19 protein-coding genes, 2 tRNA genes and 1 pseudogene are annotated in these 22,006 nt (G+C 71.2%); 10 read left to right on the top strand and 12 right to left on the bottom strand.

Annotated elements, in window-relative coordinates; genetic code table 11:
• Positions 1-9 precede the first annotated feature (9 nt).
• The 6 genes from ehuB (at position 10) to AC07F0_RS11895 (ending at position 4,211) form a co-directional block, all read left to right on the top strand.
• Positions 10-939 (top strand): ectoine/hydroxyectoine ABC transporter substrate-binding protein EhuB, encoded by a 930-nt coding sequence (gene ehuB / locus AC07F0_RS11920; RefSeq protein WP_478977429.1) that lies wholly within the window; start codon positions 10-12, stop codon positions 937-939.
• The gene (gene ehuC / locus AC07F0_RS11915) at positions 936-1,652 is read left to right on the top strand and encodes an ectoine/hydroxyectoine ABC transporter permease subunit EhuC (RefSeq protein ID WP_478977426.1); all 717 of its coding nucleotides are present in this window, start codon (positions 936-938) and stop codon (positions 1,650-1,652) included. The genes ehuB and ehuC overlap by 4 nt, the downstream gene beginning before the upstream one ends.
• A complete protein-coding gene (gene ehuD, locus AC07F0_RS11910; RefSeq protein WP_478977423.1) occupies positions 1,649-2,299 on the top strand; it encodes an ectoine/hydroxyectoine ABC transporter permease subunit EhuD in 651 nt (216 codons plus the stop codon). Before ehuC ends, ehuD begins: the two co-directional genes overlap by 4 nt.
• The gene (gene ehuA / locus AC07F0_RS11905; RefSeq protein ID WP_399408457.1) at positions 2,289-3,074 is read left to right on the top strand and encodes an ectoine/hydroxyectoine ABC transporter ATP-binding protein EhuA; all 786 of its coding nucleotides are present in this window, start codon (positions 2,289-2,291) and stop codon (positions 3,072-3,074) included. The genes ehuD and ehuA overlap by 11 nt, the downstream gene beginning before the upstream one ends.
• Positions 3,075-3,273: 199 nt before the next feature.
• The gene (locus tag AC07F0_RS11900; RefSeq protein WP_478977420.1) at positions 3,274-4,035 is read left to right on the top strand and encodes an IclR family transcriptional regulator; all 762 of its coding nucleotides are present in this window, start codon (positions 3,274-3,276) and stop codon (positions 4,033-4,035) included.
• A 102-nt stretch (positions 4,036-4,137) separates the two neighbouring features.
• Positions 4,138-4,211, top strand: a tRNA-Lys gene (locus AC07F0_RS11895).
• Here AC07F0_RS11895 and AC07F0_RS11890 read toward each other — a convergent pair.
• The 5 genes from AC07F0_RS11890 to AC07F0_RS11870 form a co-directional block, all read right to left on the bottom strand.
• Positions 4,177-5,877: an AMP-binding protein gene (locus tag AC07F0_RS11890; RefSeq protein WP_478977418.1), complete on the bottom strand. Its 1,701-nt coding sequence runs from the start codon at positions 5,875-5,877 to the stop codon at positions 4,177-4,179. The genes AC07F0_RS11895 and AC07F0_RS11890 overlap by 35 nt on opposite strands.
• A gap of 40 nt (positions 5,878-5,917) precedes the next feature.
• The gene (locus AC07F0_RS11885; RefSeq protein ID WP_478977415.1) at positions 5,918-6,412 is read right to left on the bottom strand and encodes a hypothetical protein; all 495 of its coding nucleotides are present in this window, start codon (positions 6,410-6,412) and stop codon (positions 5,918-5,920) included.
• Between the two features lie 100 nt (positions 6,413-6,512).
• A complete protein-coding gene (locus AC07F0_RS11880) occupies positions 6,513-7,118 on the bottom strand; it encodes a lytic polysaccharide monooxygenase auxiliary activity family 9 protein (protein WP_020271731.1) in 606 nt (201 codons plus the stop codon).
• 101 nt (positions 7,119-7,219) lie between these two features.
• Entirely contained in the window at positions 7,220-8,341 is a 1,122-nt protein-coding gene (locus AC07F0_RS11875) for an SPFH domain-containing protein (RefSeq protein WP_478977412.1), read from the bottom strand.
• 80 nt (positions 8,342-8,421) lie between these two features.
• A complete protein-coding gene (locus AC07F0_RS11870) occupies positions 8,422-9,762 on the bottom strand; it encodes a peptidoglycan-binding protein (RefSeq protein ID WP_478977409.1) in 1,341 nt (446 codons plus the stop codon).
• Between the two features lie 199 nt (positions 9,763-9,961).
• Here AC07F0_RS11870 and AC07F0_RS11865 point away from each other — a divergent pair.
• From AC07F0_RS11865 to glxA, 4 genes are all read left to right on the top strand, one after another.
• A tRNA-Lys gene (locus AC07F0_RS11865) sits at positions 9,962-10,035 on the top strand.
• A gap of 115 nt (positions 10,036-10,150) precedes the next feature.
• Positions 10,151-10,864, top strand: a complete 714-nt coding sequence (locus tag AC07F0_RS11860) for a FadR/GntR family transcriptional regulator (protein WP_436729597.1) — start codon at positions 10,151-10,153, stop codon at positions 10,862-10,864.
• Positions 10,865-11,190: 326 nt separating this feature from the next.
• A complete protein-coding gene (locus AC07F0_RS11855; RefSeq protein WP_478977406.1) occupies positions 11,191-13,197 on the top strand; it encodes a glycosyltransferase family 2 protein in 2,007 nt (668 codons plus the stop codon).
• Entirely contained in the window at positions 13,194-15,134 is a 1,941-nt protein-coding gene (glxA, locus tag AC07F0_RS11850; RefSeq protein WP_478977403.1) for a radical copper oxidase GlxA, read from the top strand. The genes AC07F0_RS11855 and glxA overlap by 4 nt, the downstream gene beginning before the upstream one ends.
• A gap of 84 nt (positions 15,135-15,218) precedes the next feature.
• Here the strand turns inward: glxA and AC07F0_RS11845 are convergent, their stop codons facing one another.
• From AC07F0_RS11845 to AC07F0_RS11815, 7 genes and pseudogenes are all read right to left on the bottom strand, one after another.
• Positions 15,219-16,253, bottom strand: coding sequence for a glycoside hydrolase family 6 protein (locus AC07F0_RS11845; RefSeq protein WP_478977400.1), 1,035 nt, complete (start codon positions 16,251-16,253; stop codon positions 15,219-15,221).
• Between the two features lie 566 nt (positions 16,254-16,819).
• Entirely contained in the window at positions 16,820-17,509 is a 690-nt protein-coding gene (locus tag AC07F0_RS11840) for a class F sortase (protein ID WP_436729602.1), read from the bottom strand.
• A 2-nt stretch (positions 17,510-17,511) separates the two neighbouring features.
• Positions 17,512-18,366, bottom strand: a complete 855-nt coding sequence (locus tag AC07F0_RS11835; RefSeq protein WP_478977397.1) for a hypothetical protein — start codon at positions 18,364-18,366, stop codon at positions 17,512-17,514.
• 120 nt (positions 18,367-18,486) lie between these two features.
• Entirely contained in the window at positions 18,487-19,266 is a 780-nt protein-coding gene (locus AC07F0_RS11830; RefSeq protein WP_020274149.1) for an HAD-IIA family hydrolase, read from the bottom strand.
• Between the two features lie 167 nt (positions 19,267-19,433).
• Positions 19,434-20,234, bottom strand: a complete 801-nt coding sequence (locus AC07F0_RS11825; RefSeq protein WP_478977394.1) for an LPXTG cell wall anchor domain-containing protein — start codon at positions 20,232-20,234, stop codon at positions 19,434-19,436.
• Positions 20,235-20,429: 195 nt separating this feature from the next.
• On the bottom strand, positions 20,430-21,542 hold the full coding sequence (locus AC07F0_RS11820) for an ROK family protein (protein ID WP_478978212.1): 1,113 nt from the start codon (positions 21,540-21,542) through the stop codon (positions 20,430-20,432).
• 270 nt (positions 21,543-21,812) lie between these two features.
• A pseudogene (locus tag AC07F0_RS11815) lies at positions 21,813-21,962 on the bottom strand (ROK family transcriptional regulator); the annotation flags it as partial.
• Between the last annotated feature and the right edge of the window lie 44 nt (positions 21,963-22,006).

The following is a 22,006-nucleotide window of genomic DNA, read 5'->3' as shown; positions in this document are numbered from 1 at the left end:
CGCGCGCCCATGGCTCCACCACAGAGAAGCCCACTGAGAAGTACGGAACCCATATCCCAGGCCGCCTCCAGGCCCACACGCCGGTCGCTGCTCGCGGGGGTCGCGGCGCTCGGCGCGCTGGGCGCGGCGGGATGCAGCCGTGTGGCCACGGCGTCGAGCACCGAGGGCGGTGACCTGCTCGGCCGGCTCCGGGCGGCGGGCGTCGTCCGCCTCGGCATCGCCGGCGAGATCCCGTTCGGCTTCATCGACAAGAACGGCGAGTTGACCGGTGAGGCACCGGAACTGGCCAAGGTGATCTTCAAGCGCCTCGGCATCGACCGGGTACAGCCCGTGCCGACCGAGTTCGGCTCGCTCATCCCGGGCCTGAACTCCCAGCAGTTCGACGTCGTCGCCGCCGGGATGTACGTCAACCCCGAGCGCTGCGAGCAGGTCATCTTCTCCGACCCCGACTACCAGATGCTCGACGCGTTCATCGTCCGCAAGGGCAACCCGAAGGGGCTACGCAACTACAAGGACGTCGTCGAGAAGAAGGCGAAGTTCGCCACCGGGACCGGATACGCCGAGATCCAGTACGCCGTCGACGCGGGGTACAAGGAGAGCGACATCCTCATCGTCCCGGACCAGGTGGCGGGGCTGAACGCCGTCGAGGCGGGCCGCGTGGACGTGTTCGCCGGTACGGCGCTCACCACCCGCGAGGTCGTGAAGAAGTCCAGCAAGGCGGAGTCGACCGAGCCGTTCGCCCCGCTCGTGGACGGCAAGCCGCACGTCGACGGCGGCGCCTTCGCGTTCCGGCCGACCGAGACCAAGCTGCGGGACGCCTTCAACGTCGAGCTGCACAAGCTCAAGAAGAGCGGCGAACTGTTCCGCATCCTCAAGCCCTTCGGTTTCACCAAGGCGGAGATGACGGATCTGACCGCGAAGGAGCTCTGCGGCGGATGACCTCGGGACTCTGGGAACTCGTACTCAAGGGCGTCTGGGTCACGATCCAGCTGCTCGTGTGCAGCGCGCTGCTGGCCACGGCGGTCTCCTTCGTCGTCGGTGTCCTGCGCACCCACCGGCTGTGGATCGTCCGCTTCCTCGCGGGCTTCTACACCGAGGTGTTCCGCGGGACTTCGGCCCTGGTGATGATCTTCTGGGTGTACTTCGTGCTGCCGATCTCCTTCGGCTGGCAGCTGGTACCGCTGTGGGCCGGCTCACTCGCGCTCGGCCTGACCTTCGGGGCGTACGGCTCCGAGATCGTGCGCGGCGCGCTGAACGCCGTCGACCCGGCGCAGAAGGAGGGCGGGATCGCGCTCAGCTTCACGCCCTGGCAGCGGATGCGGCTGATCCTGCTGCCGCAGGCGGTGCCGGAGATGATCCCGCCGTTCTCCAACCTGCTCATCGAACTGCTCAAGGGCACCGCACTGGTGTCGATCATGGGCATGGGTGACCTGGCCTTCAGCGGCAACCTGGTGCGCCTGGCGCTCCAGGAGAGCGCGGAGATCTACACGATCGTGCTGCTGATCTACTTCGCCATCGCCTTCCTGCTGACCCGCGGCATGCGCGGCCTGGAGCGCAAGCTCAAGGCCGGCACGGGCAAGCCGGTCGGGTCCACGGCCGACCAGGAACTGAGCCGGCCGGAGACGACCGGTGTGGGAGGTGCTGTCGCGTGAAGTGGGACTGGAGCGCAGTCAGCGGCTTCATGCCGCAGTTCTGGGAGGGTCTGCTGGTCACCCTGCAGATCCTGGCCCTCGGTTCGCTGATCTCGTTCGCGCTGGGCCTGGTGTGGGCGCTGCTCATGCGGGTGCCCTCGCGATGGGTGACCTGGCCGCTCGGCGTGGTCACGGAGTTCGTCCGCAACACCCCGCTGCTGGTGCAGCTGTTCTTCCTCTTCTACGTGCTGCCCGAGTGGGGCCTGACCTTCTCGGCGCTGGCCACCGGTGTCTTCGCCATCGGGCTGCACTACTCGACGTACACGATGCAGGTCTACCGCGCCGGCATCGAGGCCGTGCCGGTCGGCCAGTGGGAGGCGGCGACGGCACTGAACCTGCCGCTGCGCCGGACGTGGACCGCGGTGATCCTGCCGCAGGCGGTGCGCCGGGTCGTCCCCGCGCTCGGCAACTACGTCATCTCGATGCTCAAGGACACACCGATGGTGATGGCGATCACCGTGCTGGAGCTGCTCGGCCAGGCGCGTCTGTACTCGCAGGAGCACTTCCAGTTCACCGAGCCGCTGACCGTGATCGGCGTGGCCTTCATCCTCATCTCCTACCTGGCCTCCCTTCTCCTGCGAGCCCTGGAGCGACGCCTTGCCCACTGACACTCTCCCCAACCCCGAGAAGAACCCCGCCAGGAGCACCGGCGAGCTGATCCGGCTGGAGCAGGTCACCAAGCGGTTCGGGAGCAACACCGTCCTGGACCACCTGGACTTCTCGGTCGACGCCGGCAAGCACGTCACCCTGATCGGGCCGTCCGGGTCCGGCAAGACCACGATCCTGCGGCTGCTGATGACCCTGCTCAAGCCCGACGAGGGCACGATCACGGTCGACGGGCAGAAGCTGTTCCCGGCCTCCGACAAGGAGGTGCGGGAGGTCCGCAAGAAGATCGGGATGGTCTTCCAGCAGTTCAACCTGTTCCCGAACATGACGGTGCTGCGGAACATCACCGAGGCACCGGTCACCGTCCTCGGCATGTCCAAGGACGAGGCCGTGGAGCGGGCCAAGGGTCTGCTGGACCTGGTGGGCCTGTCCGACAAGTGCGACGCGCACCCGGCGCAACTGTCCGGCGGGCAGCAGCAGCGGGTGGCGATCGCCCGGGCGCTGGCGATGCGGCCGCAGGTGCTGCTCCTGGACGAGGTGACCTCCGCGCTCGACCCGGAGCTGGTCGCGGGCGTCCTCGACGTGCTGCGGGACATCGCCCGTTCCACGGACATCACCATGCTCTGTGTGACCCACGAGATGAATTTCGCCCGGGACATCTCCGACCAGGTACTGATGTTCGACTCGGGCCGGGTCATCGAGTCGGGTCCGCCGGAGAAGATCTTCAGCGAGCCCGAGCACGACCGCACGCGGGAGTTCCTCAGCGCAGTGCTCTGACTACACCGCGTGACCAGGCAGAACGTCCGGACCTGAGGGCTGGGGCATGCTTCTGGCATATGCCAGAGGATCGATGCCCCAGTCCGGAGGCCCGGGAATCTTGTCAACCCCCGCTCTCCGCAGGGTGTTTGCCGGTTAACCTGGAAGAGGTTCACTGACCGGATTACGGCCCTAACAGCAAGCGCAGGGGGAGACCACCGTGGCGCTGAAGCACGAGCCGCCGACCACCCCGTACCACTTGGCCCAGGAAGCCCTGCGCGTCCTGGAGACGGTGGCGCGGAGTTCCACCGGAGTCACCGACGCCGAGCTCGCCCGGCACACCGGCATCGGACCGGAGCGGCTGACCGCGCTGCTGCGCATGCTGCGCCGCGAGGGCTACGTCGAGCAGATCGCCGACGGCGCGTACGTCACGGGCGAGACGCTGGCCCGCCTCGGCTCCGCCCAGCACCGCGAGCAGGCCCTGCGCGACAAGCTCCAGCACACCCTCGACCGGCTGCGCGACTCGGTCGGCGCCGCCGTCTACATGAGCCGGTACGTCGACGGCGAGATCAGGGTCACCCAGTACGCCGACAGCCCGGCCACGCCCAGGGTCCACGAGTGGGTCGACTTCCGCTCCTCGGCGCACGCCACCGCGATCGGCAAGAGCCTGCTCACCCAGCTCGACCACGCCGGCCGCCGCGACCACCTCGCCCGGCACAAGATGGCCCGCCTCACCTCGCGCACCATCACCAGCGACCGGCTGCTGCTCTCCCGGCTGGAGTCCCAGCCGCCCACCGTGCCCGTCCTGGACCTCCAGGAGTACGCGGTCGGCACGGTCTGCGCGGCCGTCCCCGTCACGGCCGGCTCCTCCGTCGGCTGCCTGGCGCTGTCCCTCCCGATCGAGCACGCCCACCGGCTCCGCCAGGCCGCGGACGCCCTCAACCGCAACGCGGCACCGGTCCTGCTGTCCATGGCGATATAGCTCCTGCTGAGGGTGGTCGGAAGCACCCCGCTGGACCGGGTATTATTTTCTCCGTCGCCGCCGCGAGAACGCGCCATGCGGAACGCGGTCGGCGGGAGTCATGCGCCGCTAGCTCAGTTGGTTAGAGCAGCTGACTCTTAATCAGCGGGTCCGGGGTTCGAGTCCCTGGCGGCGCACCGGTGAAGGGCCTCTCGTGGGAGCGGGAGGCCCTTCGACGTGTTCGAGATCCTCCCTGGTCAGCAGGCGGTACGCGCGCTCCCCCGGCGGGCGCCACCACACCGGGTCCGCGCACCGCAGGCCCTCCTTCCGTAACGCCGCCCGATGGATCTTGTTCGTGGCCGTCACCGGCATCCGCCCCACCACCCGCACGAACCGGGGCGCCATCTTCGTCCCGAGGTCGGGCTGGGCGAGCAGGAACCGCGCGAAAGCCTCCGGGTCGAAGGTCCCGGCGATCGTCGCCATCACCTGGTCCCCGGTCACCGGATCGGGCACCGCGTACACGGCGACGGCAGCGGCACCCTCGTACCGGGCGAGGATGTTCTCGATCATCGCGGCGGCCAGGTTCTCGCCGTCGACGCGGAGGCGGTCGTCGGTGCGGCCGGCGAAGTAGAGGTAGCCGTCGGCGTCCCGGTAGAAGAGGTCACCCGTCCAGTACCAGCCTCCCCCGCTCTCGGCTTCGCCCGAGCGGGGGGAGCCCCCTCTGCGCCGCTCCGCCTCCGCCGCCGGGTTGCGCCAGTAGCCCTCGAAGAGGCTGGGTCCCTGGTTGACCAGTTCGCCGATCGCCTCGTCCCCGTTGAGGAGCCGCCCCGCCGTGTCGAAGCGGGCCGGCTGGCACTCCTCGCGGCTCTCCGGGTCGAGGACGACGAGCCCCGGAGCCGCCCGGCCGACCGCGCCCGGCGGTGTCCCCGGTGACCACTGCACGGCCGCCCCGCCCTCCGAGGAGCCGTATCCCTCCACCAGCCGCACGCCGAACCGCCGCTCGAAGGCCGCCGCGTCCACCGCACCGGCCTCCGTGCCGAAGCCCAGGCGCAGCGGGTTGTCCCGGTCGTCGGGGCCGGGCTGGGTGGCCAGGACGTACTGGATCGCCCGGCCGACGTACGTGAAGTACGTCGCCCCGTGGCGGCGTACGTCCGGCAGGAAGCGGGATGCCGAGAAGCGCCGGCGCAGGGCCACGCCCGCGCCCGTCACCAGCGCGGGGGCCCAGCCGGCGATCACCGCGTTGCCGTGGAACATCGGCATGCAGAGGTAGTGCACGTCCTGCGGCCCCAGGGCGAACTGGCCGGCCAGGGAGCGTCCGGCGGCTGCCAGGCGGCCCTGGGAGCAGAGTGCGGCCTTGGGCGCGCCGGTCGAGCCGGAGGTGAAGTAGAGGAGGAAGCGGTCGCGCGGGGTGGCGCGGGAGGCGTCCGGGCGTGCGTCGGCATAGGGGGCCAGGAGGTCGGCGTACTCCTCCGCGTCCGTCACCAGCAGGCGTACTCCGGGCAGGTCCAGGCCCTTGAGCAGCGGCAGGTGGGTCCCCTCGGTGACCAGGATCCGGCACTCGGTGTGCAGGATGTCGCGGGCGAGTTCGGCGCCCCTGCGGGTGGGGTTCACGCCGGCGACCGCCGCCCCGGCCAGGGCCGCCGCGCCCAGCCACAGGGGGAACTCGGGGAGGTTGTCGAGGAGCACCCCGATGTGAGGCTCGGCGTCCGGCGGCAGCAGGTCGGCGAGCAGGGCCGCCCGGGCCGCGGCTCCGACGGCCACCTCGTGGTGGGACAGCGCCCGATCCTCACACCGCAGTCCCGGCCGGTGGTCGCCCCACCGGGCGGCGACGAGTTCCGCCACCGTGCTCGCCCCTGATTCCATGGCCACGCACGATAATTGACATACCGTCAGGTGTGGAGACTCAGGGCACCACGGAGGCCCCGCTGCCACCACTGAAGAAGAAGTCGCTGTACGGGCCGAAGATCTGGACGTACGTGACGATGAAGCCGGCGCAGAACAGGACGATCACGCCGAGGAACGCCAGGATGCCGAAGGCGGCCACCGCGTGCCGCACCCGGCTCGGCGGCTGCGCCGTGGCCTCGACCTGGCGGCCGTCGGCGTAGTAGACCGTGACGTAGTCGCCCTCGACGATCGTCCCCGGGCCGCCCTCCTCCTCGAACCGGACGACCCGGCCGTCGCGGGTGACGAACTCGTACACGTGATGGAGCGCGGTGTGCACGGATGCGTCGCCGTGCCCGCCGCTGACCGTCGTGTACGCGCGCAGGCACCGGCCCTCGGCCGTGAGCCCGCTGTTCCAGGCGCCCCGGATCTGGAGCCAGCGCCGCACGATCCGGTAGGCCATGAAGAGCGCCCCGGCCATGATCAGGCCCGGTACGACGTGAAAGATCACGTCCATCGCGCATCCCCCGAGGTCGATGCGCCGGCCCCGATCGGCCGGCGTGGGAGGAACCTACCCACGCCGGCCGCACCGGTGACTCAAGGGAACCTCAGAAGGTTCAGAACGTGACGTCCGAGCAGGCGTAGAACGCGTTGCCCGTGTCGGCGATCGTCCACACCGCCAGAATGACGTGATGGCCGCTCAGCCCGGACGGCAGCCTGCCGCTGTGGGAGAGCGTGGACGGGGGCCGCTGGCCGTTGTACGGCACCGTGAAGAACGGCGTGAGGTTGAGGTCGGACCGGGCCAGGTTGTGGTTCTGATTCCAGCCCGGCTTGGTGATGTAGTACTTGAAGTCGGTCGTGGCGTGCATGGCCGTGAACTGCCAGCGGAACGTGTAGGTCTGGCCACCCGTCACCCTGGTGGTGGGCCAGGCCCCGCCCGACGGCGTCCGCGGTGCGCTGAGCTGGCTGAACTGGCCGAGCCCGGCGTTGCATATCTGTCCGTCGGCCGGACCGGAGGCCGGGAAGCCCTTCGGGCCCTCGACGCTCTGCGGTTCCCATTGGATCGGCCCGCAGTTGGTCACGGTGCCGTTCTGGCAGAGCTTCTGCCGGCTGACGGGGAGGTCGGTGTAGCCGTGGCCGCTGGCGCCGCCGGAGGAGAGTACGAGGGCTCCGGTCGTGGCCAGCCCCACCGCGGCTGCGGACAACTTGGTCCTTGTGCGCATGCTGCCGCTCCTGGAGAACGTGGGGGAGGTGCAGTGAGCTGTGCAGGTAGGTCTAGACCAAGTCTGAGAGTAAGGACGTCAGTTGAACATGTCCATACCAATCACGGAGCTGTTTCTCCCCGGCCCGCGCAGAACGCCACCGTCAGGTCCTTCACCAGCGCCTTCCGCTCGTAATCGTCGAGTTCGACCAACCCTCGCATGGTCAGCCGGGTCACCGTGTCCTCCACCGAGTCCACGACCGAGGTGAGCACGCTCGCCCGGTGCTGGGCGTCCAGCGCGGCGATGCGGCGGCGGTGCATCGCCGCGGCGACCTCGGGGGCGTACTCCACCCGGAGCGGCTGTACCGAGAACACCTCCAGGCCGACCGGCTCCGCGTCGGCCGCCACCAGCCCGGTCAGCGCCTCGGCCGCCGCGTCCGTGGCGCCCTTGGTCCCACCGGGCATCTCCACCGGCACCCGGGCCAGCGCCGCCTCGACGCACTCGCGCAGATACGTCTCGTGGTCCTCGACACCCAGCGTGGCCCGCGCGGTGTCCCGCACCCGCCACACCACCAGGACGACCACCCGCAGCGCGACCCCGCTCGCGTCGGCGGCCGGCACCGGCTCGCTGCGCCAGTGCCGCAGCCGTACGTCCACCCGGCGGCGCAGCAGCAGCGGGTTGACCCACAGCAGACCCGAGCGCCGGACGGTCCCCCGGTAGCGGCCGAACAGATCCAGCACCCAGGCCCGCCCGGTCCGGCCCCGGGCCAGCCCGCCGAACCCGAACAGCCCGAGCGCCCCGGCCCCCGCGTACGCCGCCCACTGCGCGGGCCCGATCCCGGCCCCGGTGTGCACGGGCAGTCGCAGCGCCTCCAGCACCAGCGGCGGCAGCAGCCCGGCCCACCAGGAGGTGGCCGCGCACCCGGCCGCCCCGCACACCCCGGCCAGCACACCCGCCGCCCCGGGCAGCACCCGCGCGGGCCGCTCCGTCAGGTCGGGGTCGACCTGCGGCGCCGGGCGCGGTGCCGCGGCCGCCTGGCGTCCGAGGCGCGGCTGCTCCCCCGTGCCCTGCCGGCGGGCGACGACCGCCGGCGTCAGCGGTACCGGGGCCGGGTCGGGGTCGTCGCGGAACAGCAGGTGGACGGGGATCTCGGTGGTGGCCTCGTTGCGGATGAGCCGGGCGGGTCTGGCCGGGCCGTCGGCCGGCCCGTCGGGCTCGGATGTGTGGGAAGTGGTCGTACTCATGGGTGCCTCCAGCCTCCGCGCCAGATGCGTCACAACGGTGATCCCCGGTGCCCGGGGTCCGGGCCCCTCCGAGGCGGGCCTCACGAGAAGAGCCGCCGCCAGGTCTCGGGACCCGGGTAGCCGTCCGCCGCGCCGCCCCGCCAGCCCTGGGTGCGCTGGAAGGCCTCGACGGCCCGCCGGTCCGCCTCGCCCCAGCGCGGTCCCGGCCCGACCCGGTAGAACCCGCCGAATCCCTTGCGCACCAGCTGTCTCCCCAACTGGGTGACGTACGTGTTGCTGGCGCCGGGCCGGAACATCGCGCGCCCCGGGTAGCCGGGGACGCCGTGGGAGGAGGGCGGCGGCCCGAGCGTCCCGGACTTCACGTCCTTGCCCTCGCCGGTGACCAGCAGCTCCCAGGTCCGCGGGCCGGGCAGGCCGTCCGCGTCGGCGCCCGTCCAGCCCTGGGCCAGCTGGAAGGCCCGGGTCGCCCGCCGGTCCGCGTCCGTCCAGCGCGGGCTCGGGCCCGAGGCGTAGGAGCCGCCGGCCCCGCGCGCGACGAGCATCCGGCCGAGCAGCGTGACGTACTTGTTGTTCGCGCCGGGGCCGAAATACGCCGCTCCCGGGTAGGGCGTGGCGGCCGGTGCGCCCGACGTCCCGCCGGCCGGTTCCTTGCCCGGCACGGTCCCCGGTTCCTTCCCCGGCTCCTGGGGGGTGACGCCCTTGTACCGGTAGGGGACGTACTGGTCCGAGTCGGCCCAGTAGGCGTACGGGGTGGACTGCCGGCGGGTGTGCGGGCGGGTCTGCTCGTAGGCGGTGTAACGGGTGCGCGTGGAGTCCGTCCAGCCGCCGAAAATCACGACGTGCGAGCCGCTCTCCGGGGCGGCCGCATTGTGGAACAGCAGAATGTCGCCCGGCTGGAGTTCCTCCTTGGAGATCCGCTCCGCATATTGGACGAGGCTGCCCGTCCATTCGTTTCCGGGCAGCTTCCAGGCCATCGAGACATAGCCCGAACAGTCCTGGCGGTAGCCGTCGGACCAGTATTCGTTCATTCTGTACGGCACCTTCGCGGCGACCCAGGCATTGGCCCGGTTGATGATCTCCGTACGGGTGAGGGCGGTGAGCTCGAGGGTGGCCGACGGCTGCGCGGGACGACCGCCGGTGCCGTACAGCGGGGCCGTGCCACCCTGGGGGGTGTCGGGCTCTTCACCTGCGGAAACGCCGGTGCGATGGGATGGTGCGTGCGGGGCGGCCGCGGCCGGTACGGCGTGGCCCGTGCCGAGCGCCGCCGAGGCCGCGGCGGCCAGGGCGAGGGCACGGTGTGCGGCCGGATGGGCGGTGGCGCGGCCGGCCCAGGAATGCGGCAGGGCGCGGCGCCAGTGGACGCATCCGGGGCAGTCGCAGTCGCTCGCGGGGTCGAATTCCTCGAATACCGGAGACCTCATGCGATTCCCCTCACACTTCCGGCGGAAAAAGCCGCGCCTGTACCCGTCCGGGGGCGCGTCGTCAGTTTCTCAACTGTCTTCCGCACGCGCATGCTGACGGTCCGAACGATGTACGCGGCGCCGTACGGGACCCTTCCGGGGGTCGTGCCGCGTGGTCCGGAGCACCTCCCGGCGTCCTGTAGAGTTACGTCGTCAGCGCGCGCCGCTAGCTCAGTTGGTTAGAGCAGCTGACTCTTAATCAGCGGGTCCGGGGTTCGAGTCCCTGGCGGCGCACAGACGGCGAAGGCCCCTCGCGAGAGCGGGGGGCCTTCCGCATGCCTGCCCACAGTCCTCGTGCACTCTGGCCGGAACCCGGCCCACCGTGCGATTGGCCGGATACCCTCTCGCCATGGCAGCGCGTGATCTCCAGGAGCGGATCAAGAAGCTCATCATCGACCGCCGGCTGGCCTCCGGGGCCCCGCTGCCGACCGAGCCCGAGCTGATGGAGTACCTCGGCGCGAGCCGGAACTCGGTGCGGGAGGCGCTGAAGGCGCTCCAGGCCATGGGCATCGTGGAGATCCGGCACGGCTTCGGCACCTACGTCGGCCCGATGTCCCTGGCCCCGATGATCGAGGGCCTCGCCTTCCGCACGGTCGCCGGGCACTACCGGGGCGAGGACTCCCTGCTCCAGCTGCTGGAACTGCGGGAGGCGGTGGAGACCGGGCTGGTCTCCCGGCTCGCGGGGCGGATACCGGATGCGGACCTCGTTGAACTGGACGGGCTCGTCGGCCGTATGGAAGAGCAGGCCGCGCGCGGAGCCGGTCTCGCCGAGACCGACCGGGCCTTCCACGCCACCCTCTACCGGGGGCTGGACAACGTGCTGCTGAGCGAGGTCCTGGAGGCGTTCTGGGACGCCTTCCACCGGGTCCGCACCGACCTCGGGGGCGAGCCGCAGGACCCGAAGGTGACCTGCCGGCAGCACCGGGAGATCCTCGACGCGGTCCGGTCCGGCGACTCGATGCGGGCGGAGGAGGCCATAAGAGAGCACTTCGGGAACATCCGCGCCCGCCTGTCCACAACCGCTCCACAGGCTCCCCACACCCACCACAATCAACGCGTATGACCGGTAAACGCCGCGTTTCGCACCTTGCGATCATGATGAGCGCCGTAGAACCCTGGTTTTCTGGTTTTTCAAGATGCTGCGGTTTCGCGGCAGTTGGGGGGATTCGGAGCCGGTTGCGCGCTGGGCGGGGGTAGGGGCCCCGGTTCCTGAAGCGATGCCGAGGGGGGCATCATGCAACCGGAAGGTCGCGTTGCCGTGTCTATAGGGTGTGGATGACGTGGTGACAGCGACCCACCACTGATACGTCTGTGAAGGTCGAGGGGGACCTGCCGCAGACGGAAGGAAGCGACGAAACACGCGGTGTCCGCGTGTGGGGGGAATGACTCATGACGTCGAGGCCGACGGGCGCCCGGCAGCAGGACCACGACCCGTCCGAGACCACCCAGCTCAGGGTTCCGGCGCATCGGATGAGCACCACGGGGACGTTCCGGCGGATCAAGAAGACGCTGCCGAGATACGACTACGAGCACTACAGCCGGCTCGCGGGTCCCCTCACCCAGCCTGATCCGACCAAGCCGTACAAGGTGCAGTACCGGTCGCTGATCTCGCAGGAACCGCACCGCATAAGAGTCGCCCTGATGCTGGCGGCGGCCCCGGTGCTGTCCGTGGTGCTGCTGGTGTGGCTGCTCCAGCCCGAGCACTGGACCGAGCGCGACTACCCGGCCTTCGACTGGCTGCCCGCGCTCGACATCGTCATGCTGGTCTCGATCGGTCTGATCGAGTTCTTCCGCTGCATGAACGTGGTGTCGAACGCGCACGCCACGCTGGTCGCCCGCGACCCGATCCCGGTGGTGCCCGAGACCGGCACCAGAGTGGCCTTCCTCACCTCCTTCGTGCCCGGCAAGGAACCGCTGGAGATGGTGACGAAGACCCTGGAGGCGGCCGTCAGGATCCGCCACCGGGGCCTGATGCACGTGTGGCTGCTCGACGAGGGCGACGACCCCGAGGTGAAGGCGGTCTGCGAGCGACTCGGCGTGCACCACTTCTCCCGCAAGGGCGTCGCCAAGTGGAACCAGGCCAAGGGCCCGCACCGCGCCAAGACCAAGCACGGCAACTACAACGCCTGGCTCGAAGCGCACGGCGACGACTACGACTTCTTCGCCTCGGTCGACACCGACCACGTGCCGCTGCCCAACTACCTGGAGCGGATGCTCGGCTTCTTCCGCGACCCGGACGTCGGCTTCGTCATCGGCCCGCAGGTCTACGGCAACTACGACAACCCCATCACCAAGGCCGCCGAGTCGCAGCAGTTCCTGTTCCACGCGCTGATCCAGCGCGCGGGCAACCGCTACGGCTCCCCCATGTTCGTCGGCACCTCCAACGCCGTGCGCATCAAGGCGCTGAAGCAGATCGGCGGTCTGTACGACTCGATCACCGAGGACATGGCTACCGGCTTCGAGATGCACCGCCACAAGAACCCGGCGACGGGCCGCAAGTGGCGCTCGGTCTACACGCCGGACGTGCTCGCGGTCGGTGAGGGCCCCAGCGCCTGGACGGACTTCTTCACCCAGCAGATGCGCTGGTCGCGAGGGACGTACGAGACGATCCTCAAGCAGTACTGGAAGGGCTGGTACTCGCTGCCGCCGAGCAAGCTCTTCAACTACACGATGATGATCATCTTCTACCCGATGTCGGCCCTGAACTGGATCCTGGCGGCGTTGAGCTGCTGCCTGTTCCTGGGCCTGGGCGCCTCGGGTGTGAACATCGACCCGGCGGTCTGGCTGATGCTCTACGGCAACGCCTCCGCCCTGCAGATCGGCCTGTACGTCTGGAACCGCCGGCACAACGTCTCGCCGCACGAGCCGGAGGGCTCCGGCGGTGTGGCCGGCATGGTGATGTCCGCGCTGTCGGCGCCGCTGTACGCGAAGGCGCTGATCGACTCGGTGCTGCGGCGCAAGAGCAAGTTCGTGGTCACGCCCAAGGGTGATTCCGCGAGCCCGGACCGCTGGTTCGGGACGTTCCGCTACCACTGGTACTTCGTCGCGATCTTCGGTGCGTCGATCGCGGCCGGCTTCGTCTTCGGCCACTCGCACCCCGCGATGATCATCTGGGCGACGTTCGCGCTGCTGATCACCGCCTCGCCGGTCTTCGCCTGGCGCTGGCAGCTGCGGCAGGACGCGAAGAAGCCCGCCGCTCCCGCCGCGGAGCAGCCGCAGGACCCTGCGGGGCCGCACCGGACGCAGCCGCTGCCCATCCCGCAGCAGCCGTCGGCGGCGCACGCCCCGCAGCACAAGCCCGGTTGGGCCGCCACCCCTGGCGGAAACGGGGAGGTCGGGGGGACCGACCAGACCATGCAGATCGCCCTTGGTGGACTTGGGGGACGTAAGGAATGAACGACCGTGCAGGCCGCCGCCGGGCCCGTCGACTCGCGATAGGCACGGCGGTGGTACTCGCGCTGGCCGGGATGAACGGGCCGTGGCTCTACCGCTTCGGGACCGAGAAATACCACCAGTACACAATCAACAAGCCGGAGTACAAGGCCGCGAACGGCAAGTGGGAGATCATCGAGTTTCCCGAGGAGTACCGGCAGAACACGATCCACGCGGCGCTGCTGCGCACCGGCAAGGTGCTGCTCGTCGCGGGGTCGGGCAACAACCAGGACAACTTCGACGCGAAGAAGTTCGACACGCGGATCTGGGACCCGGTCAAGGGCACCATCAAGAAGGTCCCCACGCCCAGCGACCTGTTCTGCACGGGCCACACCCAGCTCGCCAACGGCAACCTGCTCATCGCGGGCGGCACCAAGCGGTACGAGAAGCTCAAGGGTGACGTCACCAAGGCCGGCGGCCTGATGATCGTCCACAACGAGAACCCGGACAAGCCGATCACGCTGCCCGCGGGCACCAAGTTCACCGGCAAGCAGAACGGCAAGACCTTCGTCTCGAAGGACCCGGTGCTCGTGCCGCGCGCGAAGAAGGTCTTCGACAAGGCGACCGGCAAGTTCCTGCGCAACGACCCGGGCCTCGGCCGGATCTACGTCGAGGCCCAGAAGCGGGGCCGGAAGCACGAGACGGGCACGCAGGACAACTACCGCGTGCACGGCCTGAAGGGCGCCGACGCCAAGAACACGTACGGCATCGCGCAGAAACTCGCCCTCGACAAGAAGGACTTCCAGGGGATCCGGGACGCCTTCGAGTTCGATCCCGTGGCCGAGAAGTACATCAAGGTCGACCCGATGAAGGAGGCCCGCTGGTACCCGACGCTCACCACCCTGAGCGACGGGAAGATCCTCAGCGTCTCCGGCCTCGACGACATCGGCCAGCTCGTCCCCGGCAAGAACGAGGTCTTCGACCCGAAGACCAAGAAGTGGAGCTACACGGACAAGATCCGGCAGTTCCCGACCTACCCGGCGCTGTTCCTCATGCAGAACGGCAAGGTCTTCTACTCGGGTTCCAACGCGGGCTACGGGCCGGACAACGTGGGCCGTGACCCGGGCGTGTGGGACGTGGAGACCAACAAGTTCACGAAGATCCCCGGCCTGAGCGACTCCAAGCTGATGGAGACCTCGGGCACGGTACTGCTGCCGCCCGCGCAGGACGAGAAGTACATGGTGATCGGCGGCGGTGGCGTCGGCGAGTCCAAGGAGTCCAGCGAGAAGACCCGGATCGTCGACCTGAAGGCCGACAACCCGCGCTTCGTGGACGGCCCGTCCCTGGAGAAGGGAACGCGCTACCCGCAGGCCTCGGTCCTGCCCGACGACAGCGTGCTGATATCGGGCGGTTCGGAGGACTACCGCGGGCGCAGCGACTCCAACATCCTTCAGGCACGGCTCTACGACACGGAGAAGAACGAGCTCCGGCGGGTCGCCGACCCGCTGGTGGGCCGCAACTACCACTCCGGGTCGATCCTGCTGCCCGACGGCCGCGTGATGTTCTTCGGCTCCGACTCGCTGTACGCCGACAAGGCCAACACCAAGCCGGGCGAGTTCGAGCAGCGCATCGAGATCTACACGCCGCCGTACCTCTACGGCGACGGGGACCAGCCCTCGCTGTCGGGCGGGCCGCAGACCATCGAGCGCGGCGGGACGGGCACGTTCACCTCGTCGGACGCGGCCAAGGTCAAGAAGGTCCGGCTGATCCGCCCGAGCGCCTCCACGCACGTCACGGACGTCGACCAGCGGTCGATCGCCCTGGACTTCAAGGCGTCCGGCGACAAGCTGACGGTGACCGTGCCGAAGAACCGGAACCTGGTCCAGGCGGGCTGGTACATGCTGTTCGTGACGGACGACCGGGGCACGCCGAGCAAGGCGCAGTGGGTCAGGGTGCCGTAGTGATCGGCTGATGGGGGCGCCCTCCGGTGCGGGGGGGGGCGCCCCTTTCGTGTGCTGCCTGCGCTCGTGCTCCGCCCGCCGGCGCTAGGAGGTGGCCTTGGCCAGCTTCAGGGCGTAGTCCGCCCACCACTGGCCCGCCTTCGGCCCGCCCTTGCACTCGCCGTCCGACTCGCCCGGGCGCTTGACCCACAGGTACGCGTCGACCAGCGGGTCCGCCGTCTTCGTCGTCGGCGTCTCGCCGAGGGCCCGGCCGGGCGGGTTGCACCAGCGCTCGTCCGGGTTGCCCTGGGTGTAGGGGCCCTTGCCATTGCGGCTGGTGTCGACGACGAAGTGCTTGCCGCCCACCTTGGCGGAGAGCTGCTTGCCGTAGGCGATGGAGTCCTCGGTGGAGTAGAAGTTGGAGACGTTGACGGAGAAGCCGTCGGCCTGGTCGATGCCGGCCCACTTCAGCGGCTCGAAGATCTGGTCGGGGTTCTTCCAGCCGGCGTTGCCCGCGTCCAGGTAGACCTTCGTGTTCTTCAGGGACTTGAGCTTGCCGACGGCACCCTTGAGGAGGTCGTAGCGCTCCTCGTGGAACTGCTCCGGGGTGCAGCCGTCCACCAGGTGCAGCAGCGCGTCCGGTTCGAGGATGACCGTGGCGGAGCGGTCGCCGATGCCCGCCGCCACGCCGTCGAGCCACTCGCGGTAGGCGTTGCCGTCGGCGGCACCGCCCTGCGAGTACTGGCCGCAGTCGCGGTGCGGGATGTTGTAGAGGACGAGCAGTGCCGTACGGCCGGCCTTGTCGGCGGCCTCGGTGAACCCCTTGGTCTGCTCCCGCGGATTGTCCGGGCCGATCCACTCGGCGACCGGCTGCTCGGCGATCTTGCGGAGGTGCTCGGCATCCTGCTTCTTGCCGGACTTCTCCAGGGCGGCGACCTGCCGAGCCGCCGTGCCGTCGGGATTGACCCAGAACGGGGCCTTTTCCTTCGGCTGTTGGGTGATCCCGGCGCCCCCGTCCGCCCCGTTCGCCCCGTCCCCTCCGTCACCGGAGGAACAACCCGCGATCAGCAGTGCCGCCCCCAGCACCGCTGCGGACACCCGCCTTCCGGCGGCTGCCCCTACCCCCCTGCTGCCGTACATCCAACTCCCCCTTGGGCACACTGTTCCAAGTCTCAATCCTGACATACGTCGCGCAGCTCCCGTGGGAGCACAGCCCACCCGCGCCCGTGACGCAGAGCCACCGAGCCGGGACTTGACGTTATTCAACCTCTAGGCCCGGGCGGTCCGTTGGTTCTAGAGTCTTCTCAGCAGGGCCCGGCCTCCGGCCAGAGTTTCACCCACCGTGGCTCCCGCGCCCTCCCGCGCGGCTCGCCGGGTTACTCCCGCAGCCCGTGCGCGCGGTCGAGGACCAGCCCGGTCGGCGACTTCAGGGGGAGCGGGTCGTCGACCGGGTTGGGTGGACGCCGGAGGCCGCTTGGGCCTGTTGCGAAAGTGCCCTCTGCCGCGCGACGCCCGGCACGCTCCCCCACTGCCTTGAGGGCGTGGGAGGTGCCCCCACTCGCCGCACCGCCCGAAAGCCCGAGTACGCCCAGTACGAGGGCTTCCGGGCGGCACTCCCCCAGCCTTCGGCCGGGGGGACCCCCAGAGCACGCACCGGACGCCGCGCGGCCGCCCTCCGGGCGACGAGGCCACTTTCGCAACAGGCCCTAGAGGCCCGTCCCCGTCAGGTACGCCGACACCACCACGTTCGCCGTGTAGCTGCGGGTCGTACGGTCGAAGCTGCCGCCGCAGGTGACCAGCCGCAGTTCGGCACGGCCCGACTCGCGGGGTCCGTAGGCCTGGTGGGCGTCGAAGTGGTCGCGGGTGAGGACCTGGACGGATTCGACGGTGAACTCCGCGACCTTGGCGTCGGCCCGGATCACCCGGATCTTCTGGCCCGGCCGCATGGCGCTGACCTTGTAGAAGACGGCGGGCCGGGTTTCGGTGTCGACGTGACCGACCATCAGCGCGGTGCCCGGCGCCCCGGGTGCCACGCCGCCCGCGTACCAGCCGACCACGCCCGGCTGGTCGTACGGGGGCGGATCGAGCGCGCCGCGCGCGTCCAGTCCTCGTGCCACCACGGGCGCCTGCACCCCGAGCCCGGGGATGTCGACGCGCTGGGGCAGCGCGTCGCCCAACGGGCGGTGCTCGGGCGGCAGTTTCACGTCCGGGGGCCGGCCGGCCGCCGCCATGTCGCCCGTGGTGGGGGCGGAGATGCCGTGCCGTACGTCGGTCACCTCGCGGCCCCACAGCCACAGTCCGAGCAGCAGCGCCACCCAGGTCACGCCGGCCAGCAGACGGCCGGTGCCGGAGGAGCGGCCCTTGATTCGTTCCTGTTCTCGGTCCTGTTCGGACATGGTCAGTCCGTTCCACGGCCGCGGCGGACACCGCCCAGTGCGACGACCACGGCGGCCACGCCCGCGAGCACCAGGCCGGTCACCCCCTGCGCCGTGCCGGGGCCGGCCCCGCGGTCCTCGGCGGCGACGAGGTCCGCCGCGCCACCACCGCCCGCCCGTACCGGGGCCACGGGCGAGGGGTGCGCACCCGGTCGCCGGGGGGCGGACCGCTGCTCGTCTCCCCCGGGCGTGGACTGCTGCCCGTCACCGTCCCGGTCCGCGTCCCCGTCTTCACCGGGCACGGACGACTGCCCACCGCCCTCGGGCACGGGCGGCTGACCGACGGTCCCGGGTGCGGGCGACTGTCCGCCGGTACCGGGTGCGGGCGGCTGTCCGCCGGTACCGGGTGCGGGCGGCTGGCCGCCGGTACCGGGTGCGGGGGGCTGGCCGCCGGTACCGGGTGCGGGGGGCTGGCCGCCCGTCCCGCCGAAGACGGGCACGGACGACGAAGACCCGTCCGTCCCGGACGCCGACCGCCGCCGCCCCTCACCCTTCCGGACGGTGAACGTGCCGGTCCGTTCGGCGTCCCCGCAGCGGACCTGCACGGCGTACGTCCCCGCGTCGAGCGTGGAGCGGACGCGGCTCTCGCCGACGAGGTCACCGTCGGTGACGGTGAGCCGCGCGTCCGCGACGAACGCCGCCGAGCGGGCGACGGCCGTTCTCTCCGCACAGCCGGTCACGCGGAGCGTGACGTCACTGCCGGGCGCGGGGGTCGCCGGGGTCACCGAGACGCCCCCCGCGTCCGCCGCGTACGCCGCCGGGGTGAGGGCGGCCGCGACCAGGACGCTCGTACAGACAGTGACTCTCAGGGAACCCATCGTGAACCTCCAGACGCCTGGAGCCTCCCCCGCACGGTGGGCCACCGCATCCTCAGGGACGCGGCGACTGCTCCATACGGGTGGCGACGGGTTTGAGCTCCGGCCCGCCGCCTCCCGGGCTCAGACCCGGTCGACGAGGTCCGCGATGGAGTCCACGACCTGCGACGGCCGGTACGGGAAGCCCTCGACCTGGTCGGGCCGGGTCAGGCCGGTGAGCACCAGGAACGTCTGCATCCCGGCCTCCATGCCCGCCAGCACGTCCGTGTCCATGCGGTCGCCGATCATCGCGCTGCTCTCGGAGTGCGCCCCGATGGCGTTCAGCCCGGTCCGCATCATCAGCGGGTTCGGCTTGCCCGCGAAGTACGGCTTCTTGCCGGTCGCCTGGGTGATCAGCGCGGCCACCGCGCCGGTCGCGGGCAGCGGGCCCTCGGTGGACGGGCCCGTCTCGTCGGGGTTGGTGCAGATGAATCGGGCGCCGCCGAGGATGAGCCGTACCGCCTTCGTCATGGCCTCGAAGGAGTACGTGCGGGTCTCGCCCAGGACGACGTAGTCCGGCTCGTGGTCGGTCAGGATGTAGCCGATGTCGTGCAGCGCGGTGGTCAGACCGGCCTCGCCGATGACGTACGCCGACCCGCCCGGCCGCTGGTCGTCCAGGAACTGGGCGGTGGCCAGGGCCGAGGTCCAGATGCTCTCGATCGGCACGTCCAGGCCCATGCGGCGCAGCCGGGCGTGCAGGTCGCGCGGGGTGTACATCGAGTTGTTGGTGAGGACGAGGAAGGGCTTTCCGGACTCGCGCAGCTTCTTGAGGAAGGCGTCGGCGCCGGGGATCGGGACGCCCTCGTGGATGAGTACACCGTCCATGTCGGTGAGCCACGACTCGATGGGCTTGCGGTCTGCCATGTGCGGGATCTCCTGCCGTACGCGTGCAGCGTGCGCCTTGGGGCCGGGCTCCCCAGCCTAGACAGTGGCCGGATCTTGGGGAATGGCCCGTGTGCGGAGTCCCGACAGGCGGACGGCTCCTCGCAGCCCAGCAGACCAGCGACTCCGCGGCTCAGCGACCCCGCGGCTCAGCGGCGCCGGCGCGCGAGGAGCAGTGCCGCCCCGCTCCCGGCGAGCAGCATCGCCGCGGCGACCGCGGCGACCTGGCCGCCGGTTCCCGTACGGGCGAGTTCCTCGGCGAACGGGAGGCGGTCCTCGCGGGGCGGGACGGAGGCGTCGGGATCGGGATCGGGGTCGGGGTCGGGATCGGGCTGGGAGTCGGTACCGCCGTCGGTCTCCGGCTCACCGCCGTCGATCGGCCCGCCACCGTCGATGCCGAAGCGGTAGTCGTTCGACTGTCCGACCCAGTCGCCGTCGTCGTCATGCCGCTGCACCACGGCGGCGTTGGCGGTGACCTTGTTCGGTACGGCGTCCGAGGTGACCGCGAGCCGCACCTTCACGGAGACGGTCTTGCCCGGCCCGACGGTGAACCCGGCGAAGCGGTCCTCGTCGTCGGCGAACGCCCCGACGAGCTCGTCCTCATCCGTCTTCTCGAACCGCACAGGGTGGGCCCGCGTCCCCTCGAAGAACTCCAGCCGGGGCTGCGACGGCTCCAGCGCCCGCTTGTCGTCGACGAGCACGACGACGGGGTGGATTCCGGTGCACGGCCGGTCGGTCGTGTTGGTCAGCTCGACGTACCAGGTCCCGAACCCGCCCCCGGCCTCATAAGCGCCGGGCCCGCCGTGGATGCGGGTGGTGAGCGGGAAGGTGTGGTCGTCGGGCGCGGCGCAGGCGGGCGCCGGCTCGTCCGCGTACGCCGGATGAGCCCCGGCGAGCAGAACGGCGGCTGCCGCCGCGAGGCAGAGGTGGACGGGCGTGCAGGGTCGCATGGAGATGTGACATTGCCGGATGGAGCCGAAAGCGAGCCGACACCGCCGGGAACACCCCCGAACGGCGGCGCGGATCCGCCCGGCCGGCGGACACCCCGAGGGGCCGAGAGGATCCTCAGCGGCGCCCGAGTGCCTTCGCACGCGAGTGGGTCCAGCCGGTCAGAGAGGGCCCAGCCAGTGTTCGGCTCCGGCCCCTCAGCCGTCCCCCCGCCCGAACACCGGCCCCAGCACCAGCTGCGCCGCCCCCACCGCGACGCCCCGTCCCCCGCCCGGCGCGACCCGCACCGGCACGGCGTCCTCCCCAGTCCGCCGGGCCCGCGCCCCCAGTACCGCCCCGACTCCTCGCACGAACGCCTCCGGCGTCGCGGCCACCGTCCGGCCGCCCAGCAGGACGACGTCGATGTCGAGCAACCCGACCAGGTTCGCCGCGCCCGCTCCCAGCACCCGCGCCGCCTCCTCGACGTCGCCGCGCGCCACCGCACCGAGACACAGCGCCTCCACGCAGCCGCGGTCGCCGCAGGTGCACGGCGGGCCGTCCAGCTGGATCACCTGGTGGCCGAACTCCCCGGCCCCGGTCCGGGCTCCCCGGTGCACGCTCCCGCCGATCACCAGACCGGCACCCAGCCCCGTACCGAGGTGCAGATACGCGAAGGAGCCGCCCTCGCCCCCGGCCGCCAGGCCGACCGCCGCCGCGTTGGTGTCCTTGTCGACCACGACCGGCACGCCGAGCCGCTCCGCCAGCGCCTCCCGCAGCGGGAACCCGTCCCACTCGGGGAAACCGGTCACCCGGTGCAGCACACCCCGGACGTGGTCGAGCGGCCCGGGCAGCGCCACTCCCACTCCGAGCAGGGAACCGGCCCGGGCGAGGGGCGGCGGCCCGGCGGGCAACGCCTCGGCCACCGCCGCGCGGACAGCCTCCGGCCCGGCCATACGGAGAGCCTCGGGCCCGGCGGCCCGGACAGCCTCCGGCCCCGTCGCCGGGACGGCCCCAGCCCCCGCCGCCCGGACAGCCTCCGCCCCCGTTGCCGGGACGGCCCTCGTCTCCCTCGCACGGACAGCCTCCGCCCCCGTCACCGGGACAGCCTCCGCCCCCTCCGCCGGGACAGCCCCTGCCCCCGTCACCGGGACGGCCCCAGCCCCCACCGCCCGGACGACCCCAGCCTCCGTCGCACGGACAGCCTCCGCCCCCGATGCCGGGGCGGCCCCCGCCCCCGACGCCCGGACAGCTTCCGGCCCCGTCACCCGGTCAGCGTCCGGCCCCGCCGCCCGGGCCCCCCTCGCCCCCGTGACCCGCAAGGCTTCCGCCACCGTCGCCCGCACGGTCTCCGTCACCGCCGTCAGCACCGCCTCCGCACCCGCCCCCAGGTCCAGCGCGGCCCGCCGCTCCCCCACCACCGTCCCGCGCAGATCCACGAGCACGGCCCGGACCTCGTCCCGGTCCAGGTGGACCCCCACCGCGTGCCCCGCCTCGGGCACCAGCCGCAGCACCGTGCGCGGCTTGCCACCGGTCGACGCGCGGCGCCCCGCCTCCGCCGCGAGCCCGTCCTCCCGCAGCCGGGCCGTGATCTTGCTGACCGCCTGTGGGGTGAGGCCGGTCCGCTCCGCGAGTTCCAGCCGGCTGATGCCGTCGGGCCCGGCCGTCCGCAGCAGGTCCAGCACCAGCGCGGCGTTGTGGCTGCGCAGGGCGAACAGGTTCGCCCCGCTCCCTGCCCCTCCGGCGCCGTGCATGCCGCCCACTCCGCCCGTACGGTCGTCCGCCCTGTTCACGCCCC

Source organism: Streptomyces sp. NPDC045955 (assembly GCF_056430805.1).
The sequence above is the reverse complement of the archived record's forward strand: the minus strand, read 5'-3'. Positions and strand labels throughout refer to the sequence as shown.

Excerpts from the sequence above, each read along its gene's own strand:
- ehuB (WP_478977429.1), top strand. The coding sequence starts at position 10 with ATGGCTCCACCACAGAGAAGCCCACTGAGAAGTACGGAACCCATATCC.
- ehuC (WP_478977426.1), top strand. The coding sequence starts at position 936 with ATGACCTCGGGACTCTGGGAACTCGTACTCAAGGGCGTCTGGGTCACG.
- AC07F0_RS11890 (WP_478977418.1), bottom strand. The coding sequence starts at position 5,877 with ATGGAATCAGGGGCGAGCACGGTGGCGGAACTCGTCGCCGCCCGGTGG.
- AC07F0_RS11885 (WP_478977415.1), bottom strand. The coding sequence starts at position 6,412 with ATGGACGTGATCTTTCACGTCGTACCGGGCCTGATCATGGCCGGGGCG.
- AC07F0_RS11880 (WP_020271731.1), bottom strand. The coding sequence starts at position 7,118 with ATGCGCACAAGGACCAAGTTGTCCGCAGCCGCGGTGGGGCTGGCCACG.
- AC07F0_RS11875 (WP_478977412.1), bottom strand. The coding sequence starts at position 8,341 with ATGAGTACGACCACTTCCCACACATCCGAGCCCGACGGGCCGGCCGAC.
- AC07F0_RS11870 (WP_478977409.1), bottom strand. The coding sequence starts at position 9,762 with ATGAGGTCTCCGGTATTCGAGGAATTCGACCCCGCGAGCGACTGCGAC.
- AC07F0_RS11860 (WP_436729597.1), top strand. The coding sequence starts at position 10,151 with ATGGCAGCGCGTGATCTCCAGGAGCGGATCAAGAAGCTCATCATCGAC.
- AC07F0_RS11855 (WP_478977406.1), top strand. The coding sequence starts at position 11,191 with ATGACGTCGAGGCCGACGGGCGCCCGGCAGCAGGACCACGACCCGTCC.
- glxA (WP_478977403.1), top strand. The coding sequence starts at position 13,194 with ATGAACGACCGTGCAGGCCGCCGCCGGGCCCGTCGACTCGCGATAGGC.
- AC07F0_RS11845 (WP_478977400.1), bottom strand. The coding sequence starts at position 16,253 with ATGTACGGCAGCAGGGGGGTAGGGGCAGCCGCCGGAAGGCGGGTGTCC.
- AC07F0_RS11840 (WP_436729602.1), bottom strand. The coding sequence starts at position 17,509 with ATGTCCGAACAGGACCGAGAACAGGAACGAATCAAGGGCCGCTCCTCC.
- AC07F0_RS11835 (WP_478977397.1), bottom strand. The coding sequence starts at position 18,366 with ATGGGTTCCCTGAGAGTCACTGTCTGTACGAGCGTCCTGGTCGCGGCC.
- AC07F0_RS11830 (WP_020274149.1), bottom strand. The coding sequence starts at position 19,266 with ATGGCAGACCGCAAGCCCATCGAGTCGTGGCTCACCGACATGGACGGT.
- AC07F0_RS11825 (WP_478977394.1), bottom strand. The coding sequence starts at position 20,234 with ATGCGACCCTGCACGCCCGTCCACCTCTGCCTCGCGGCGGCAGCCGCC.